Source organism: Nostoc flagelliforme FACHB-838 (genome assembly GCF_014698065.1).
Lineage (GTDB): Bacteria > Cyanobacteriota > Cyanobacteriia > Cyanobacteriales > Nostocaceae > Nostoc > Nostoc flagelliforme_B.
Genome location: NZ_JACJSI010000003.1, coordinates 57,131 through 76,442, shown reverse-complemented (window position 1 = coordinate 76,442; position 19,312 = coordinate 57,131). Strand labels below are relative to the sequence as shown.

Annotated in this window: 17 protein-coding genes; 10 read left to right on the top strand and 7 right to left on the bottom strand. The window is 41.3% G+C overall.

The features are described 5' to 3' along the window. Window positions 1–9: 9 nt before the first annotated feature. Together clpX and H6G97_RS02410 are read left to right on the top strand one after the other, a co-directional pair. Window positions 10–1,350, top strand: a complete 1,341-nt coding sequence (gene clpX, locus H6G97_RS02415; protein WP_190939133.1) for an ATP-dependent protease ATP-binding subunit ClpX — start codon at window positions 10–12, stop codon at window positions 1,348–1,350. 142 nt (window positions 1,351–1,492) lie between these two features. After that, window positions 1,493–2,413, top strand: a complete 921-nt coding sequence (locus H6G97_RS02410) for an alpha/beta fold hydrolase (RefSeq protein ID WP_190939132.1) — start codon at window positions 1,493–1,495, stop codon at window positions 2,411–2,413. Window positions 2,414–2,427: 14 nt separating this feature from the next. On the opposite strand, the gene H6G97_RS02405 is transcribed toward H6G97_RS02410, so the two are convergent. Both H6G97_RS02405 and H6G97_RS02400 read right to left on the bottom strand, forming a co-directional pair. Continuing rightward, window positions 2,428–3,627 carry an FAD-dependent monooxygenase gene (locus H6G97_RS02405; protein WP_190939220.1) on the bottom strand — a complete coding sequence of 400 codons (1,200 nt, stop codon included), beginning with the start codon at window positions 3,625–3,627 and terminating at the stop codon, window positions 2,428–2,430. 54 nt (window positions 3,628–3,681) lie between these two features. Next, on the bottom strand, window positions 3,682–4,665 hold the full coding sequence (locus H6G97_RS02400; RefSeq protein ID WP_190939131.1) for a GntR family transcriptional regulator: 984 nt from the start codon (window positions 4,663–4,665) through the stop codon (window positions 3,682–3,684). A gap of 279 nt (window positions 4,666–4,944) precedes the next feature. On the opposite strand from H6G97_RS02400, the gene H6G97_RS02395 reads away from it, so the two are divergent. The 5 genes from H6G97_RS02395 to H6G97_RS02375 all read left to right on the top strand — a co-directional run bounded on the left by H6G97_RS02395 (window position 4,945) and on the right by H6G97_RS02375 (window position 11,051). After that, entirely contained in the window at window positions 4,945–5,685 is a 741-nt protein-coding gene (locus tag H6G97_RS02395) for a dienelactone hydrolase family protein (protein WP_190939130.1), read from the top strand. Window positions 5,686–5,806: 121 nt separating this feature from the next. After that, window positions 5,807–6,709, top strand: coding sequence for a S1 RNA-binding domain-containing protein (locus H6G97_RS02390; protein WP_190939129.1), 903 nt, complete (start codon window positions 5,807–5,809; stop codon window positions 6,707–6,709). Between the two features lie 433 nt (window positions 6,710–7,142). After that, window positions 7,143–8,231: a fatty acid desaturase family protein gene (locus tag H6G97_RS02385; RefSeq protein WP_190939128.1), complete on the top strand. Its 1,089-nt coding sequence runs from the start codon at window positions 7,143–7,145 to the stop codon at window positions 8,229–8,231. Window positions 8,232–8,547: 316 nt separating this feature from the next. Further along, on the top strand, window positions 8,548–9,423 hold the full coding sequence (locus H6G97_RS02380) for an SDR family oxidoreductase (protein ID WP_190939127.1): 876 nt from the start codon (window positions 8,548–8,550) through the stop codon (window positions 9,421–9,423). 146 nt (window positions 9,424–9,569) lie between these two features. Continuing rightward, a complete protein-coding gene (locus tag H6G97_RS02375) occupies window positions 9,570–11,051 on the top strand; it encodes a beta-barrel domain-containing protein (protein ID WP_190939126.1) in 1,482 nt (493 codons plus the stop codon). 216 nt (window positions 11,052–11,267) lie between these two features. Here the strand turns inward: H6G97_RS02375 and H6G97_RS02370 are convergent, their stop codons facing one another. Beyond that, a complete protein-coding gene (locus H6G97_RS02370) occupies window positions 11,268–13,040 on the bottom strand; it encodes a S8 family peptidase (RefSeq protein WP_190939125.1) in 1,773 nt (590 codons plus the stop codon). 339 nt (window positions 13,041–13,379) lie between these two features. Here H6G97_RS02370 and H6G97_RS02365 point away from each other — a divergent pair, with 339 nt between their 5' ends. Further along, complete coding sequence (locus H6G97_RS02365) at window positions 13,380–13,727, top strand: hypothetical protein (RefSeq protein WP_190939124.1); 348 nt, start codon at window positions 13,380–13,382, stop codon at window positions 13,725–13,727. Window positions 13,728–13,859: 132 nt separating this feature from the next. Continuing rightward, on the top strand, window positions 13,860–14,648 hold the full coding sequence (locus tag H6G97_RS02360; RefSeq protein ID WP_190939123.1) for an Rpn family recombination-promoting nuclease/putative transposase: 789 nt from the start codon (window positions 13,860–13,862) through the stop codon (window positions 14,646–14,648). 148 nt (window positions 14,649–14,796) lie between these two features. Here H6G97_RS02360 and asnS read toward each other — a convergent pair whose 3' ends face one another. Further along, complete coding sequence (asnS, locus tag H6G97_RS02355) at window positions 14,797–16,188, bottom strand: asparagine--tRNA ligase (RefSeq protein WP_190939122.1); 1,392 nt, start codon at window positions 16,186–16,188, stop codon at window positions 14,797–14,799. A 102-nt stretch (window positions 16,189–16,290) separates the two neighbouring features. Continuing rightward, window positions 16,291–16,653: a sll0565 family protein gene (locus H6G97_RS02350; RefSeq protein WP_190939121.1), complete on the bottom strand. Its 363-nt coding sequence runs from the start codon at window positions 16,651–16,653 to the stop codon at window positions 16,291–16,293. Between the two features lie 44 nt (window positions 16,654–16,697). On the opposite strand from H6G97_RS02350, the gene H6G97_RS02345 reads away from it, so the two are divergent. Continuing rightward, the gene (locus tag H6G97_RS02345; protein ID WP_041565907.1) at window positions 16,698–16,973 is read left to right on the top strand and encodes a DUF6439 family protein; all 276 of its coding nucleotides are present in this window, start codon (window positions 16,698–16,700) and stop codon (window positions 16,971–16,973) included. A 56-nt stretch (window positions 16,974–17,029) separates the two neighbouring features. Here the strand turns inward: H6G97_RS02345 and H6G97_RS02340 are convergent, their stop codons facing one another. Together H6G97_RS02340 and rlmD are read right to left on the bottom strand one after the other, a co-directional pair. After that, on the bottom strand, window positions 17,030–17,479 hold the full coding sequence (locus H6G97_RS02340; protein WP_190939120.1) for an ATP-binding protein: 450 nt from the start codon (window positions 17,477–17,479) through the stop codon (window positions 17,030–17,032). A 391-nt stretch (window positions 17,480–17,870) separates the two neighbouring features. Beyond that, window positions 17,871–19,277 carry a 23S rRNA (uracil(1939)-C(5))-methyltransferase RlmD gene (rlmD, locus tag H6G97_RS02335; RefSeq protein WP_190939119.1) on the bottom strand — a complete coding sequence of 469 codons (1,407 nt, stop codon included), beginning with the start codon at window positions 19,275–19,277 and terminating at the stop codon, window positions 17,871–17,873. Window positions 19,278–19,312 lie beyond the last annotated feature (35 nt).

Here is a 19,312-nt window from a genome sequence, read left to right as displayed (position 1 = left end):
GAGGCTGGTATGTCTAAGTACGACTCCCATTTAAAATGTTCATTTTGTGGCAAGTCTCAAGAGCAGGTGCGTAAATTAATCGCGGGGCCGGGAGTCTACATCTGCGATGAATGCGTTGACTTGTGTAATGAAATACTAGACGAGGAGTTACTCGATACCAATGGTGCGGCAGCACAACCAGCACCAAGAGCAGAGCCGCCTCAAAAACGGCGTACCCACTCTTCTAGTATTTCATTTAATCAAATACCCAAGCCAAGAGAAATTAAAAAGTATCTAGACGAACACGTCATTGGGCAAGACGAAGCGAAGAAAGTGCTGTCAGTTGCTGTTTACAACCACTACAAGCGGCTGGCAGTTATTCAGTCTAAAGCCAGTGGCAAACCTGGCACAGATGATGCCATAGAACTGCAAAAGTCCAACATCTTGTTAATTGGCCCGACAGGTTGCGGCAAGACTCTCCTAGCGCAAACCCTAGCGAAAATTCTTGATGTACCCTTTGCCGTAGCCGATGCGACGACGCTAACGGAAGCAGGCTATGTGGGAGAAGATGTAGAAAATATCTTGCTGCGACTGTTGCAGGTGGCCGATTTGGATATAGAAGAAGCGCAACGGGGAATTATTTACATTGACGAAATTGACAAAATTGCTCGTAAGAGCGAAAACACGTCAATTACCCGCGATGTTTCTGGCGAAGGCGTGCAGCAGGCTTTGCTAAAAATGCTAGAGGGAACGATCGCTAATGTACCACCCCAAGGAGGGCGCAAGCATCCTTATCAAGACTGCATCCAGATTGATACAAGTAATATTTTGTTTGTCTGTGGTGGCGCCTTTGGGGGCTTAGAGAAAATTGTAGATCAGAGAGTTGGCAAAAAAGCAATCGGTTTTGTGCAACCAGGAGAAGGGCAATCTAAGGAGAAACGAGCAGCAGATACTCTTCGCCATCTAGAACCGGATGATTTAGTAAAATTTGGCCTGATTCCAGAATTTATTGGGCGGATGCCAATGGTAGCAGTAGTAGATCCGCTAGATGAAGAAGCGCTGATGGCGATTCTTACCCAACCACGCAGTGCCTTAGTGAAGCAGTACCAAAAGCTGCTGAAGATGGATAATGTCCAGCTAGATTTTAAAGCAGATGCTTTGCGAGCGATCGCTCAAGAAGCCTACCGCCGTAAAACTGGTGCTAGAGCCTTACGTGGTATTGTCGAAGAATTGATGTTGGATGTAATGTATGAGTTACCATCCCGTAAGGATGTGACACGCTGTACAGTTACAAGAGAAATGGTCGAGAAGCGATCGACTGCTGAACTGATAATACATCCGTCTTCACTACCGAAGCCAGAATCAGCTTAATAGTCATTAGTCACTTGTACTCAGCGTAGTCGTTAGCGCAGGCTCTCCAAGACTTGTATTAGTCATTAGTCATTGGTGAAAAAATAAGGAATAATAACCATATACCAGGGACTAATGACAACTGACAAAGGACAAATGACTAATGCCTTATATTAATGTTCGTGGCGTTGAGCATTACTACGAATGGGTGAAAAAACCATCCAGTTCTTTGGTAAAACCAGTGATGGTTTTCATTCACGGTTGGGCTGGTTCTGCTAGATATTGGCAAAATACTGCTGATGCTTTATCAGAGCAATTTGATTGTTTACTCTACGATATGCGGGGATTTGGCCGTTCTGGTGGGAAGCCAACCATAGCCCAAGCAAGTGAAGCTGTTGCCGAGTCTGAGTCTCCTCAAGAAGAATCACAGGCAATCAGAGAGTTGACCTATGAATTAGAGGAATACGCTGATGATTTAGCAGCTTTGTTAGATGGGTTGCATCTTCAGGGTGTTTATATCAATGCTCACTCAATGGGCGCTTCTGTAGCCACTTTATTTTTTAACCGCTATCCCAAACGAGTAGAACGAGGAATTTTAACTTGTAGCGGCATTTTCGAGTACGACGAAAAATCATTTAGTGCTTTTCATAAATTCGGTGGCTATGTAGTGAAATTCCGTCCCAAGTGGTTAAGCAAAATTCCATTTGTTGACCGGATGTTTATGGCCAGATTTTTATATAGTTCTATAGCACATTCTGAACGGCAAGCTTTTTTGCAAGATTTTCTCGAAGCAGATTATGATGCAGCTATAGGGACAATTTTTACTTCAGTCAGTAAGGCTCAAGCTGAAGTGATGCCGCAAGAGTTTGCCAAGCTGACAGTACCGACTCTACTCGTGGCGGGGGAGTATGACAAGATTATTCCAGCCGAGATGGGGCGTCAAGCGGCGGCACTGAGTGACAAAGTAGAATTTGTAATGATTCCCAACACAGCGCATTTCCCAATGTTGGAAGATGTACCAACTTATCTACAACGGGTACAAGAGTTTTTGCAAATTAACACCGCAAAACCACAGGTGGGATAAATGATAGCGGTTTTTTAAACAGTTAAATGCACCTGGGTGATACCTTGACGCATTTCATATTGTCGTTTTAACCAAGACTTTTTAATTGTTTTACGGAGTAAGGGAGCAAGTTGAATCAATAGCGAACGCAGCAGTGCATTTTTTCGTAGTAGTTCGCCTTGTTTAGCTTCTTCTAATTGGAGTTGCTGGGCGCGGATAATTTCTGGCTCACGTTCCGCTTGGATGTGCGATAGTGCCATGTCAATATCTTGGTGTCCAGTTTCTTTTTGCAACAGTGGCACAAGATGATTAGCAGCGACAATCACATCACGGAATGCTAGATTAATTCCTTGGGCACGGACAGGAGACATTGGGTGTGCAGCGTCTCCTAGGAGCAGTACCCCTGGTGCGTGCCATTGTGTACAATAACCAACCACAACAGAAAGCCGAATGGGGGATTCGATGGTGTCTGCATGATTACGGAAATGCTCTGCTAGCCATGAGGGTGATAATGAGGCAAAAATCTCTCCCCAGTTGGCTTGTTTGGAGTCAGTGTTTTCGGTCGCGGACATCACCCAAGCCAGATGCAGTTTTCCTGATTCTGCTCCGTGAAAGATGGTAAATACGCGATCGCCATTTACAATAGTACGAAACACATTGTCGGCTGCAAACTCAGGGCTGGCGGCAAGTTTAAACCAGAGAATATCAATATTTTTGGGCTGGCGTACCAATTCTAATGCTATACGTTGTCGCACAAGGGAATTTCTACCATCTGCCCCAATCACTAGGTCAGCAGCAAATTCTCTCCCATCGCTCAGTACTACACCTGCAACACGTTGGTTACTCCACAGTAAATCCTTGACAGGAAGACCCTGAATAAATTCAAACCTATCATTGGTTTGAGCTTCCGAAATCAGTGCTTTGAGTAGCGGTGGTTGTGAAACCAGTGTACAGGGTTGGGTTGCTCCCATTGGTTCATCAACTCGAAACAACTGCTTGTCCCCTATAATGAATTCCCACCCGTCGAGTTGCCGATGGGGAATATGTTCCAACAACGCCGATAGACCCATTTGCTCTAAAGCTTCTAAGCCACTGGGCATTAATCCTTCACCGCGAAATATACGATGAAAGTCTTTTGCTGCTTCAATTAACGTTACAGCAATACCACGTTTTACAAGGAGCAGGGCAAGGGTTACACCTGTTGGACCTGCGCCCACAATCACAATCTGCACTATCCCATTCCTCCTGTATCAGTTGCTCTCAAAGATGTTGGTCGGATTATCTTGAGATTAACTCAAACCCAGTTCTCGTTTTAGCAAGTTAATCGAGTTAGCGCCGATATAATTTTCAACCTTAATCAGCTTTGGTGGACGAATAATATCTTCATCAGATGCTTGCACGGCTGCTTGCACTGCCGCAAAACTAGCTTGGTCGCTTATGATTACCTCAGCCCGTTTAACCATTGCCTGAAGCTTGTAAGCATCTTTTGGTTGCGAAGTCATCACCAGTAGTTCATCACCCCGCAAACCGTGGAGGATGACTTCTGCTGCTCGTGCAATCCCGGAACTGAGGCTAACTATGCCTACACAGTTTTCTTTTGGTAGGGTTTTTAAGAGGCTGAGTTCTTTGCTGTAGTCGTAGATATCGAGAGGAATCACCCGTGCAGCTTTTGGAGCTGCGATCGCTTCCACATTACTGATAAAATACCGACTTGTGACTACTGTCGCAGAGGTAGTTTTATCTAGCACAGCTGTTAATTCTTCCATTGCTACCAACTGGACTGGAATTTTTAGCGATCGTTCTAATTCATACACCATCAACTCACCAGCACCCATATCATAAGATGGCACTGCAACCAGTACCCGCGCACTACAACGCAAGCGCCAGTCAATTTCCGCTAAAAATAGTTCTCTAGCTTGATTCAGCGAACACCCTTGGGAGAGCAGCTCGTCAAGTGCTTGCTGGACAACTTGATATGCATCAGAATTTTGTTTGAGAATTGGTGATTGTAACCTGCTACCGCCCTCATGACCTTGGGCGCGAACATAAATACCCGAACCAGCCATACTTTCAACAAATCCGTCTTCCTCCAGTTGACGGTAAACCTTACTTATAGTATTACGATGTAATCCAGTTTGCATTGCCAGCGCCCGTGTGCTTGGTAACTTGTAAGCAGGGGGATATTGCCGAGAAGCGATCGCAAATCGGATTTGATTAAACAGCTGGGTTGATGCTGGAATTTCGCTGTCTGGCTGAATACGGAATTGAATCATCACCAAACCTCCTTAATACTAAGTGCTGAATTTTAAGTGCTGAGGCTTGAGTATTAAGTGTTGCTTGCCTACTCAGCACTTTTAACTCAGCACCCCTATCCTTAAAATTGTCTTTGCTACATATTGAATGTGGTATTTACATATAAATTTTTTCTAAAAGAAATTTCTAATGCTCTCACTATTAGTAATTGATAATTTAATGAGAAAAAACCTGGTCATACTGGCATAGTTATATCAAATAAACACACGGCTAATCACACAGCACTGGTAAAAATTATTATGACAGAGCAAGCAACAATTACCACAACGGTTAATCTTTTGCAAGATAATATTCAAGTGTCTGCTTATCTGGCAGAGCCAAAAGAATCTGGTTCTTACCCAGGAGTGGTGGTATTGCAAGAGATTTTTGGTGTCAACGTTCACATTCGGGAAGTTACAGAACGGATTGCCAAACTTGGGTATGTAGCGATTGCACCCGCACTTTTTCAACGGATTGCCCCTGGCTTTGAAACCGGATACACACCCGAAGATATTGAAACGGGCAGAAGTTACGCCATGCAAACTCAAGCCTCAGAGTTATTGAGCGATATTCAACTAGCAATTGACTACCTCAAAAATCTGCCTCAAGTGAAAAAAGATGGTTTTGGCTGTATTGGCTTCTGCTTTGGGGGTCATGTCGCATATCTTGCAGCCACCCTGCCAGATATTAAAGCTACGGCTTCCTTCTACGGTGCTGGAATTACCACTCGCACACCGGGAGGTGGCGCTCCTACTGTCACCCGCACCGGAGAAATAACAGGTACTCTCTATACCTTTTTTGGTGCAGAAGATGCTAGCATCCCAAGCGAACAAGTAGATGAGATTGAAGCAGAGTTAGAAAAATATAAAATTCTTCATCATGTGTTTCGCTACGATGGAGCTGATCACGGATTTTTCTGTAACCACCGTGCCAGTTATAATCCTAAAGCTGCGGCTGATGCTTGGGAGCAAGTGAAACAACTCTTTGGTCAACTAAACTGAAGCATACGCAGCCAAGTTAGTCATTGGTTATTGGTCATTGGTGAATAACAAATGACAAATGACAAATGACAATTTAAACTTCAGTTGCACCATATCAAATAACAATTAATCTTCAAAAGTCATGAATTCCGAATCGAAACTTTCTCAAACAGCCAATTCGTCCTTTACAATGGACGATTTTGCCAAAGCATTAGAAAAACACGACTACCAATTTCAAAAGGGACAGCTTGTACATGGTAAAGTGTTCCAACTTGACCATGATGGGGCTTATGTGGATATTGGTGGCAAGTCGTCAGCTTTTCTGCCGCGCGATGAGGCTTCTTTGAGAGCAGTTACCGATTTATCGGAAGTGCTGCCATTGCAAGAGGAAATGCAGTTTTTGATTATCCGAGATCAGGATGCAGAAGGGCAAGTCACCCTTTCTCGAAAGCAGTTGGAAATTCAGCACATCTGGGAACGACTGACTGAAATGCAAGAAAATGCTCAGACTGTGCAAGTACGGGTTATGGGTGTGAATAAAGGTGGTGTCACTGTCGATATTCTTTCTTTGCGGGGATTTATCCCGCGATCGCACCTGGCAGAGCGTGATAATTTAGAAGCACTCAAAGGTCAAAATCTGACTGTGGGCTTTTTGGAAATTAATCGCAACACCAATAAACTCATTCTTTCCCAACGTTTAGCAACTCGTTCTAGCAACTTCAGCTTATTAGAACTAGGTCAACTAGTAGAAGGCAAAGTTACTGGCATCAAACCTTTTGGTGTGTTTGTCGATTTAAGTGGAATGAGCGCCTTGCTTCATATCAAGCAGGTAAGCCAAAAATTTATTGATTCTCTCGAAAAAGTATTTCAAGTTGGCCAGCCAATTAAAGCTGTAATTATTGACTTGGATGAGGGTAAAGGGCGGGTTGCTCTTTCTACCAGAGTTTTGGAAAACTTTCCTGGCGAAGTGCTAGAGAATATGGATGAAGTCATGGCTTCAGCTGAGGCGCGTGCTAATAGAGCTAATAACAAAGCATCTGAATAGCTTTAAAGTGGGCTGCTTGCACAAAGCATAAATAGTGCAATCGCACCTGCGGTAGATAGAATTAATCGGTGAATATTGCCCAAAAATTAATCAATAATCCAAATAGTGGGTTATTTTGTCCCCCTGCATCTACAAAGATGTAGGGGGATTATAAATTGAGAAAACTTTTCACAGACTCTTTTCTTTCATCTGATTAGAAATGCGGGTAAAAAATAATTTCAGCCAGCTTCAGACTGAGAGTCTCAAAATAAATTCTGTGGCAGATTTGTGGGCAATGCCAAAATTATCCAATAGGTCTTCCAATAGGTCTATTGTAAAAATTATTATGTAGTATTAAACTTTTACATATTGTGATATTGAATCATCCAATTTTCAAACGCTACGATCTACCGCAAAACTTTACTCAGCTAAATTCTCTACGCGACAATTATTTATGAATGTTAATACCGATCAGACACTGATTCATCAGAAAATATATGCAAAAGAATTACGTTCCCTAATGCCACCTGAAGCATTTATCCCTGATCCAAGTAAGTTAATTATTTTGTTCATTAATCTGGCAATTTTGATTTTAGGCTGGATGATAGCAGCGCGGTTAGATTGTTGGCCGCCATACCTTTTATGGCTTTATCTACCTTTAAGCATAATTATGGGCAATAGCGTGCTTGTCTTACTATTGAGTTCTCACGAGATGATGCATGGTAGTGTAATTAAAAACGCCCGGTTAACTTATATCATTAGCTTTCTAGGGCTAACAATTGGGTGGATGCCACCAACGTTGTGGAAAGCAGTTCATAATCGAGTACATCATAATCACACTAATGATTTAAGCGACCCAGATCGTAATTACTTGTATGAACAATCTTCAACCTGGGGAAAATGGATTCAGGACTTATTTGTGCCTTCTACTGAAGTCAATCCTATATTGTTGACAGTAGGAATGACTACTGCTTGGGGAGTACATACTTTTCGCAATCTGACATCTGTGCTATTTTTCAATCATGAATCCGTCGATTATGTTCCTGCTGCATTTACAGTCAGTGCTAAAGATCGTCGAGCGATCGCAGGGGAATTATTGATGATGATTGTGATTCATTTCAGTATCCTAATCTATCTTCAATTTGACCCCATAAAACTCATACTTGGTTACTTTTTACCGATTGCAATTGGTTATGCTGGAGTAATTTTTTATATTTATACAAATCATTTACTTTGTCCGATGACCAACGTTAATGATCCACTAATTAATAGTATGTCTCTCCGGGTTTATAAAATATTTGACCTGTTGCATTTAAATTTTTCTCACCACACTGAACATCATATTTTCCCAGGAATGAACTCTGACTATTATGTTATGGTTAGGGATTTATTAGAAACTCAGTATTCTGAAAGGTTTAATTTATTTGATGCTGGGGAGGCTTGGTATTTGCTGCTGCAAACTCCTCGGCATTATAAAGATGAAATTACTCTTACAGATTGGTCAGGAGAAAAGTCTGTTCCCTGTCCTACAAGCGACAATTAGGGTGTTTTAGGCTCTTCCCCGTTGAAAGTTCGTTTGTGGACTCTTCAAGAATCCCCCGGCTTGTAGCCCGTGATGTCAACCAGTAAAACGAATCCCATTATCTTAATCCCCTGCATCTACAAACGATATGGGGGATAATTTTTAGAGTATTAAAATGAATAAGGTGTGACTTATTGAGATGAGAATATCTTGAGCATAGTAACAAAGTATAAAAATATTCTCATATCTCTGTTTAAGTATTGCTCAACGGGTTTTGAGCATATATCGGGCATTTTGACAAATGTAAACGCTGAAAGTATTCAATTTAGGTATTTATATGTTTCTGGTAACTGGAGCAACAGGAGGAATTGGTCGCAGAGTTATCCGACTCCTACGCCAAAGAGAACAGTCTGTGCGTGCGTTTGTTCGCCTTACCTCGCGCCATAGCGAGTTAGAACACCGGGGTGCAGAAATCTTTATCGGTGACTTGCTAGAGGAAAAAGATATCGAGAAAGCTAGTCGGGGCGTGCGGTATATTATCAGCGCCCACGGTTCTAATAGCGATGCCCTATCTTTAGATTACCGCGCTAATATTGAACTCATTGATCAGGCAAAAGCCAATGGCGTAGAACATTTCGTCTTCATTTCCGTACTCGGAGCCGATCGCGGATATGAAGACGCTCCCGTTTTCAAAGCTAAACGAGCAGTAGAGCGATATTTGTCAGCTAGTGGCTTAAATTACACTATTTTACGCCTATCTGGATTAGCATCTAACTTGCTGCCATTAGTAGAACAATTTCGGGAAACGGGATTGTATTTGCTCATTGGCGATCGCAAAAACCGTACCTCAATTGTCAGTACTGATGATTTAGCAAGGATAGTAGTGGATTCTGTGACAGTTGAAGGCGCTCGCAACCAGATTTTACCTGTCGGAGGGCCGGAGATTTTATTACGAGAAGATATTCCCCGAATTTTTGGTCGGATCTTCAACAAACAGCCAGTAATAATTAACTCACCACTATTTGCAATTGATGGGTTACAGAGTGCATTAGGTCTAATTAATCCCCAAATCCAAAAAGCTTTGGGAACTTATCGCACATTGCTAGCAAATGAATTTTTCTGTACAAAAGATGAAATTGCCAATTTAGAAGCGATTTATAACTTTCGGTTGGAGACATTAGAAAACTTTTTGCGGCGCTATTTAGCTGTTTGAATTAAATACAAGTCATAAGTCATTAGTCATTTGTCATTAGTGAATAACAAAAGACAAATGACTAATGACAAAGCGCAAAGTCTGAGCGGAAGTTTCCTCCGAACAGAACTTTGTAAGAGAGGACAAAGGACAAAGGACAAAAATATATGGTAAATGCTGCTCAAGCACGTCAGACTAAAGAGCGATTCGCCCAACCAGAGGAACAACTCACCTATGAATTGGGTAAAGCAGTACAGGAATTGCCACCTCTGTACACGAGATTATTAGCGGGAACGATGAGCGTCATCGTATTTGGAACGATCGCCTGGGCGTATTTCTCGCAAATAGATGAAGTAGCAACAGCACCAGGGGAATTAATTGCTTCCACACAGGTAAGACCGGTGACATCCTTGGGTGGGGGGTCAATTGTTGCTGTTAAAGTTAAAGAAGGCGATCGCGTTACTAAAGGTCAAATTCTAATTCAAAAAGATCCAGACTTGCAAAAAACCGATGTTTCCCGCCTAGCCAAATCTAGCAGATTGATTCAGGACGATTTGCAACGTTTGAATGCAGAACGTATTGGAGGCACAAGTACTGGGACAAAATTGCAAGATGAGCTTTTAAGCTCACGCCTGCAAGACTTCCAAGCACGTCAAGCAGGGGCGGAAGCAGAAGCAAATCGCCAGATAGCACTCATAGATCAAGCCAAAGTCCGCTTGAGTCGCTTACAAGACAATTTAGTTAATGCCAAAAGCAGTTTTGCAAATGCTCAAAGCAACCTAGCCAATGCAGATAGCATCCGAATTAAAATTGAAAGTAATTTGGCACTTGCAGAAGAAAGGGAAAAAAGCCTACGCACCCTAATTACTCCTGGCGCTGTTCCTCGTGTTGATTACTTGGATGCCCAAGAAAGACTAACTCGTGCAAAGACAGAAATCACCAGAGCGCAAGATGAAGTTATCAACGCCCAGAACAGAATAACAGAGGCTCAAGATAAAGTCACATCATTAGAAAAAGATATTGCTTCCCAAGTCCAGGAAATTCAGCAAGCAGAACAAGCTTACAACGCTGCACGCAGTCAGGGCCAGCGTGTATCATCAGAACGCCAAAGTGAAATTTTGACGCTGTTTAACAAGCGTAAAGAAGAACTGACAACTGTTCAAGGTCAATTAGAGCAGGCGATAAAGCAGCAAGCTTTGGAAACCATTGAAGCTCCTGTTGCTGGTACGATTTACAGGGTCAAAGCCACCAGGGGCCCAGTCCAATCTGGTGAAGAATTGGTGTCAATTTTACCAGAAGGAGAAGAAATGCTCCTAGAGGTGAAAGTTCTTAACCGCGACATTGGGTTTATTCGTCAAGGAATGAAGGCAAAAGTGAAAATGGCGACTTTCCCATTCCAAGAATTTGGTGTTGTGGATGGCGAAGTCATACAAGTCAGTCCGAATGCAATTGTTGATAAAGAATTGGGCTTAGTTTTTCCTACAAGAATTAAGCTAAATAAACACTCCGTCAACGTGCGGGGGCAAGAAGTAGAATTTACACCAGGGATGACTGCTACAGGTGAAATCGTTACTCGTAAAAAGTCAATTTTGACATTCATCACTGAGCCTGTGACACGGCGATTCAACGAGGCATTTTCTGTTAGATAGGTTGGTAGCCTCTTTTATTTTCATAACCACCTCAAAAGCGATGTCTGAGTTGGGCTACGCTTATGTACCGCATAATGCACACCTAAAACTTAAGGGTTTAGCAATACTAAACCCTTAAATTCATTCACAATATATGAGCGGGTTGGTTGATTTGATTAATCGACCAGTATAGAAATAAACTGCAAATTGCTATAATTTTTAAGCCATACCCAAGAATTATTCGTACTGAGCTATTGGTTTTTGGATTCTCTGTAGTAGTTTACCAAAACCAAGATTATTCTCATTATCATTACTACTCAAATTAATGCTGCCCAAAATATTCTCATAGTTTGGGAATTGCGACCATAATTCTGGATTGGCTAATATGTTATTATCTTTGGCTGGTGTGAGATATTTTGCGGTTTGTGCGATTGTTTGACCGATTAGAGAATTAAAACCAGAATTATTCAAATTCGCCATAGTCTCTGGTGTCAAATATTTTACAGTTTGTGCGATTGTTTGACCAATTAGAGAACTAAAACCAGAATTATTCAAACTTGCGAAATTTTCTGGTGTCAAATATGTTGCTGTTTGTGTGATTGTTTGTGCGATCGCTTGATCGATTAGCGAACTAAAATTATAACTATTAAAACTAGAAATTGTCTGTGAAGTGAGATAATTTTCGGTCTGTGTATAGACATTTAGCAGATTATCGTCAGACATTGCCTGACTTGCCAGAGAACTGGTATTAAAACTATAACTTGTAGTTGATGTGTTATTTTTTGCTGTTTCTGCAATTACCTGACTCGCTAGAGAACTGACATTAGAAACATTAAAACTAGAGCTTGTTGTTGTAGTTTGTGTATTATTTCCTGCTGTTTCTGTAACAATCTGACGTACTTGGGCATCAGTTAGGTTGGGGTTAGCACTAAGCATCAGAGCAACTACACCAGCAACGTGGGGAGTAGCCATAGAAGTGCCGCTATAAGTAGCATATTGATTATTTGGAACTGATGAGTAGACTTTAACTCCTGGGGCTGTGACATAAGAGATTTCATTACTTCCAGAGCGGTTAGAGAAATTGGGCATATTATTATCTCTATCTACTGCCCCAACTGCAATTCCCGACTTGTATGCATAGCGAGCGGGATAGTCTGGTGATGAGTCACCATCATTACCTGCTGCCATGACAACAATCACTCCTTTGCTGCTGGCATACTTAATGGCTGACTCTAGAGTACGATTGGCAGATCCGCCACCTAGACTGAGGTTGATCACATTAGCTCCATTATCCACAGCGTAGCGAATACCTTTAGAGATGGAACTATAGGAACCAGAGCCAGACTCATTCAAAACTTTGACGGGCATAATCTTGGCATTGTATGCAATACCAGTAACACCGTAGTTATTATTTTCCCCTGTGATCGTGCCAGAAACATGAGTGCCATGACCGTTGTTATCTAGGGTGTTGTTGTTTTTATCAGAGAAGTTCCAACCGTAATTATCATCAATATAGCCATTGCCATCATCATCTATACCGTTACCTGCAATTTCATTGGCATTTGTCCAGATATTATTTCTTAAATCCTCGTGGTTATAATCAACCCCAGTATCTACAACAGCAACAACAACGCCTTTACCTGTGTACCCCTGTGCCCAAACTTCCGGTGCTTTAACGAGGTCTGCTCCCCAATTATTGCCACCCAAATCAGGAACATCAGCAAAGGTATTTTGACCAGTAGCTCTGGCCACTGCTGCTGCCCCATTAATCAAGCCATAGCCATTAATGGAGTTGTAACTTTCAGTAGTAAAAGTATTAACGTTACTGCTATTTTCTGAGTCACTGTTATTTAACAACTGCACATCAGCATCTGCTGATTTATAGCTACTACGTCCCCTGAGTTGGAGACTATAGTCATTCTTCGTATTAAAGCTATCTAATAAGGAAATTGAAGTGACATTGAGCCGTTTATTTGACAACACATTGTTACTAACATCATTATTTAGCATAAGTATTTTTTCTCAAAGATAACAATCGTTTTTTAACAGATTGAAGCGTTAAAACCTTTACAAAAGAAGATTCCAAGGTTGAAATAATAAACTCCCTTGTCAATAATTACTATGTAGTCTAATAAAAAAATGCTAATCCCACTACTAAATCACACAAACACGCCAACTGTTTGAAGAAATGCTTGACTAGTTAAGTTAAGACAGCGTTTGTGATCTAATACCATTTAACTAAATAGCTGATACAAATATATGGGTAGGAGCGTGTAGAGTTATCTAGCACACTTATTTGGTAATTATTACCATACTTCAATTTTAGACTGTATTACAAATCAAGATATATTGAGTGAACAATGCTCTTTTACAAGGTTTAAAATTAAGGATGGAAATTTATTTAGTCCTAGTTATATACAGGACTGGTATAATATTTATATTGTGAAGACTTGTCCTTCGTGTGTTGTAGCTCATGATGAGGTATCAGGTTCACGAAAATATATTTTTGAAGCTTTTGTCAAATGGTCTATTAAACTTGATGATCCCCAAAGAAGAGAATTAATTTCTCTTTTAGGCAATGGTGAGGAATATCGGGATTTCAGATTAGTAATAATGAGTGAATCTAGTGCAGCCGTAACAAAATATTGGGAAGTACGCAAAGAACTTGAGGAGGAGGAACAGGAAGGGCGTAGATAAGAATTACTTGGTAATTAGGTAGTGTTTAAAACATGGGTGTAGTAATATTATGTTGGGTTAACGTAAGGAAACCCAATACCAATAAATTTAGTTTTTCTCAAAAATACCTGATACCCTTTCTTTAAGGCTGCCATGTATGACAATATCTGTAAATTCATTGTTGGAAACTTCAAAGATGATTTGGCAACATGGTTACTAGGTTCACCGATTAAATTAATAGAACTTAGCCCTACTGAATTATCAAGCGAACCAATTCGCGCCGATTCATTAATCTTATTGCAATCTGATGATTTAGTTCTACATACCGAATTTCAAACTGATGCTGATGAAGATATCCCTTTTCGGATGTTAGATTATCGAGTTAGGGTTTATCGCCGCTTTCCTAATAAAGAAATGCGTCAAATAGATTACTATTTGAGAAAAACAAATTCAGAATTAGTCAATGAAAATAGTTTTAGATTAAATAACACTTACCATCAGTTTGAGGTAATACGCCTGTGGGAACAATCGACAGACAGGTTTATGAGCATTCAAGGTCTATTACCCTTTGCCGTGCTAAGTCAGACAAACGATCCTACAATGGTATTAACCCAAGTAGCCAAAGCAGTTGAAGCAATTAGTGATCGCCAGCTACAAAGAAATATAGCTGCTGCCAGTGGCATCTTAGCAGGTTTAGTATTAAATAAAAATGTAATTAGCAAGATATTAAGGAGTGAGATTATGCGCGAATCAGTCATTTATCAACAAATCCTAGAAGAAGGCGAAGCCAAAGGTAAAGCAGAAGGTGAAGCCAAAGGCAAAGCAGAAACAACAAGAAAATTGGCTTTAAATTTGTTGCGAATTGGAATGAGTTTAGAGCAAATTGCTCAAGTTACTGAATTATCTATTGAGCAAATTCAAGTTTTACAAGAGGAAATTTAAAATCCTTAATTTTAATTAATCGCTTTAGAAAATACGTGCCTATACAAGCAAAACCCGCATCCGCGGGTTTTGGAGTTTTTATGAGTCAGCGCAGACAGACTTGGTTTTTGTAGACGCGATTTTTAATCGCCTTATTTATTTAATCAAACTAAAACTCAGCACTTTGTGGTGTACGCGGGAACGGAATCACATCACGAATATTTCCCATACCAGTCATAAATTGCACGAGTCGTTCAAAACCTAGTCCAAAACCCGCATGTGGAACAGTACCATAACGACGCAAATCCAGATACCACCACAAATCTTCTGGTTTTAATCCTTGCGCTAACACGCGGCGTTCTAATACTTCTAAACGTTCTTCGCGCTGAGAACCACCGACAATCTCGCCAATTTTGGGTGCGAGAATATCCATTGCACGGACGGTCTTTTCATCGTCGTTCAAGCGCATATAAAAAGCTTTGATTTGCGCTGGATAATCTGTAACGATCGCAGGCTTTTTAAATAATTGTTCAGCTAGGTAACGTTCGTGTTCTGATTGTAAATCTAAACCCCAACTTACAGGATATTCAAATTTAACATCAGCTTTTTCTAAAAGTTTGATGGCTTCTGTGTAAGTTAACCGTTCAAACTGATTATTAATAATATTTTCGGCTGTTGCCAACACAGATTTATCAATGCGTTCATTGAAAAATTCCATATCTTCTGGGCAAGTTTCCAACACATATTTAAAAATGTGTTTGAGGAACGCCTCAGCTAAATCCATATCGCCTTCTAAGTCACAAAAAGCCATTTCTGGCTCAACCATCCAAAATTCTGCTAGGTGGCGGGAGGTGTTGGAATTTTCTGCACGGAAGGTAGGGCCAAAGGTGTAGACGTTGCTAAACGCCATCGCCATCACTTCCGCTTCCAACTGGCCGCTAACTGTTAAATATGTGGGTTTAGCGAAAAAGTCTTGGCTGTAATCTACTGCTTGGTTTTCTGTGCGCGGAATATTCTTTAAATCTAAACTAGTAACGCTAAACAGTTCACCTGCGCCTTCGCAATCGCTAGCGGTAATAATGGGTGTGTGTACCCACAAAAAGCCTCTTTCTTGGAAGAATTGGTGAATTGCTGTCGAACAAGCATTTCTGACGCGGAAAACTGCACCAAATGAATTAGTACGCGATCGCAAATGTCCAATGGTTCGCAGAAACTCAAAGGAATGGCGTTTCTTTTGCAGGGGATATGTATCGGGATCAGCTTCACCGTAGACTTTCACTGTCTCGGCTTTCAACTCAATTCGCTGTCCTTTACCAAGAGAAGCCACTAGTACCCCTGTAGCCTCAACAGCAGCACCTGTATTCAGTTTTTTCAATATAGCTTCGTAATCTGGCAAATCCTGATTGATGACGACTTGCAAATTAGCTAGTGATGAGCCGTCATTGACTTCAATAAAAGCAAACCCTTTGGACTCGCGTTTTGTCCGCACCCAGCCTTGCACTTGGAGGGAATCATCAGGTTGACCACTTCGCAATATTTCTGCAATCCGTCGATTTGCCATATTTTACAACTTGTATTTCGTCAACGTAAGGAATACAGATATTAAAGAATCTTAACTCTTTAACCCAATCCAAAATCCAAAATCTAAAATCCAAAATTGGATTTATCCAGCATAAGACTTTAATATCCAGCCTATGATAACGCCCATTCCACCAAAGCGGACGACTTGCCAGAAAGGTTTTTTGAGGCTACGCCAAGAAAATAACTGGCTTTCTAAGTTCACTTCTAGCCTTTCCAACTGCTGTTGAATCTGCCGTAACTCTGCTTTGATATCTGGTGTCTGAGATTTATTGTGCTTTAGTTGATCGCGGCGCTGTTGCCATTGTGCCTGTTGTTGGCGATCGCGTTGCACTTGATCGTAACGTTCTTTTAAGGATAGGAGCGATCGCTCTACTTCCTCTAGTTCTTGTTCAAAATCTGGTTCGGGATTTTCTGCTGATGGCTGTGATTGTTTAGGCGGCTTCATTTACAAGTAGTAAAGTAGAAGTAAATGCAAATGTGCCAATAGTTATGTCCCAATCTACCCAGCTGCCGAAAACCAGTCAACTGAATGAACTTAGTACTCTAGAACTTGCTCAAGCCCTCATGGAAAGACTGAGCATTTCCCCTAACGATTGGCATCGCCTCAAGTCTAACCGCAATTCCCGCGCTAATGAACAAGTGGCAGCAGCTATTGTGTATCTTTTAAAGAATCAGCCACAAGAAGCTCAAGCTAGATTAGAACAGGCAATTGGTTGGTTAGATCGCTCTATTTCTGCCCCTCCCTGTCCGACTCACGGAAAGTAGGAGCTAGGAGTTAGGAGTTAAGAATTTAAAACTTCTAACTCTCACTCCTCATTAACTTACCGCCGCAGAGATAATCCCCGCCGAGCTTCCATTTGTTTACAAAGCCTCAATTCTGTGCCTTTGCGGTTCCACTCTACCTGATCAAAAATTTGGTGCAGAAGACATAAACCACGACCACTTTCTGACTCATCTGGCGGGAGATAGTCTGTTGGTTCTTCTTCATTAGTAGATGAAGGAGTAAAGCCGTTACCTTGGTCTGAGATTATCCACCAATATTGATTATCTATTAAGGAAAAACGGACTACAACTGTTTTACTAGGATCAAGATTATTGCCATGTTTAGCTGCATTGACTAGGGCTTCTTGAAGTCCTAGACGCAGTTCTGCTTGTAATTTTGCTGGAATTTCTGCCAACAATAAATCTAATATCGGACAAAGGTAGAGGGTTGAGGCAAAACTAATAGTGCCCCAATAACGTCCAACTGGACGGAGTGAAATAGTAATCACAAGAGAAACCCCATAGCTTTCAGTTAGCTAGACATCAGTTTGCTATTACAGTCACCCTGATAAAACTTGAGGTGGTCATGCTGCCTTCAAACTTGCGTCTTTAAAACTAAATTTTGAAAATGCTAGGGAGCATTGGCTTTATAAGCATGAGTTGGGATTGTTTAAACATATATCGGCTGGAATAAGTTTGATAATGATGTCAGCAAATTAAAAATATGCTGGTAATTTGAGAGAGTATTCGCATTCTCTAGTTAGTTGCCGATTTATAATTCACCCAATCTACTTCATATTTTTAATAACCTATGCAACTTGAATTTATTTAAACAAAAGAGATTTTTATTTTTGGCTTAATTCAATTTTAGCATCTTTAGTATGCACTAAACTAAAAATTTCAAATTTCAGTTTTTGTAAAGGAATTACTATCCTTGTCCAAATGTGATAGCACAAGAAAGGCAGCAGCTTCAACATGAGCAGTTTGAGGGAAAAAATCAGCAGGTTGTACCCGTGTAATGGTATATTGCCCATCTTGACAAAGCAATTTCAGGTCACGGGCTAGGGTAGCTACTTTACAGCTGACGTAAACAATCCGAGATGGTTTCAATTGCCGTAAAGTGTCGATGACTGCGCGATCGCACCCCTTTCGTGGCGGATCGAGTATTACTACTTCTGGTATTGTGCCCATTTTGGGAAGCAATTTCTCTACTGCTCCGACAAGGAAAGTCACATTATCAATTCCGTTCCGGTGGGCATTCAAAATAGCTTCTTCCACTGCTGCTGGTTGCACTTCTAATCCTGTAGCAATCCGTACTTTTTTGGCAAGGGGTAAAGTTAAAGTCCCAATACCACAGTAGGCATCAACTAGCAACTCATGCCCTTGAAGATTGAGTTCTGATTGAATTACCTGCAATAGTGCCTCTGCTGTTTCTGTATACACTTGGAAAAATGTATCTGGGCGCATTTGAAATTCCAGTCCAGCAAAATTTTCACGCAGGTGTGGGACTCCAGCGATGCAACGAGTTTCTGATCCAAAGATAGCATTTGTGCGATCGCTATTGCGGTTGAGCGACACTCCCACTAACTGCGGATAACGCTTTAACCATTCCTGTGCTTGAGTTTCAATTCCTGATAAATTCCAGTCCTTTACCACCAAAGTCAGCAACATTTCTCCAGTGTGTCGACCAATGCGTAAACCAAGATGGCGAATTTGTCCAAGATGGCGCTGTTCGTCATAGATTCGCCAACCCCGTTGTTGGATATCCTGCTTAACTTCGGCAAGTAAGGGATTTAATCGTGAATCTTGGACTGGACATTGATTTAAATTAATTAATTGGTGACTACCTTTTTGGTAGTAACCAGCTTGTACCTGTCCTGTTGCCGATATACCCAGAGGATATGTAGATTTATTACGGTAGCCTAAAGCAGAAGCGGCGGCGAGTACCGGATCTACTGGTGGTTGGACAAAACCGCCAATCCGTTCCAAAGCTTGGATAACTTGATTTTGCTTGGCTACTAGCTGGTAATCATAATTAATATGCTGCCACTGGCAACCACCGCACTTATCCGCCACAATACAACTAGGTCGGATACGGTGAGGAGATGGTGACAATAGCTCTTGGAGCTTACCGTGACCGTATTTTGGTTTAACGTGTACCAAGCGGACAATGGCGCGATCGCCTGGGACAGTATCTGGGACAAACACTACACGCTCATCAGCGCGTCCCACACCATCACCTGTATCACTCAGGTTAGCGATCGTAACTTCAATTAATTCACCCTGTTGCCAAATTATTTTAGTCATTTGTCGTTTGTCATTTGTCATTTGTTATTGGGCAT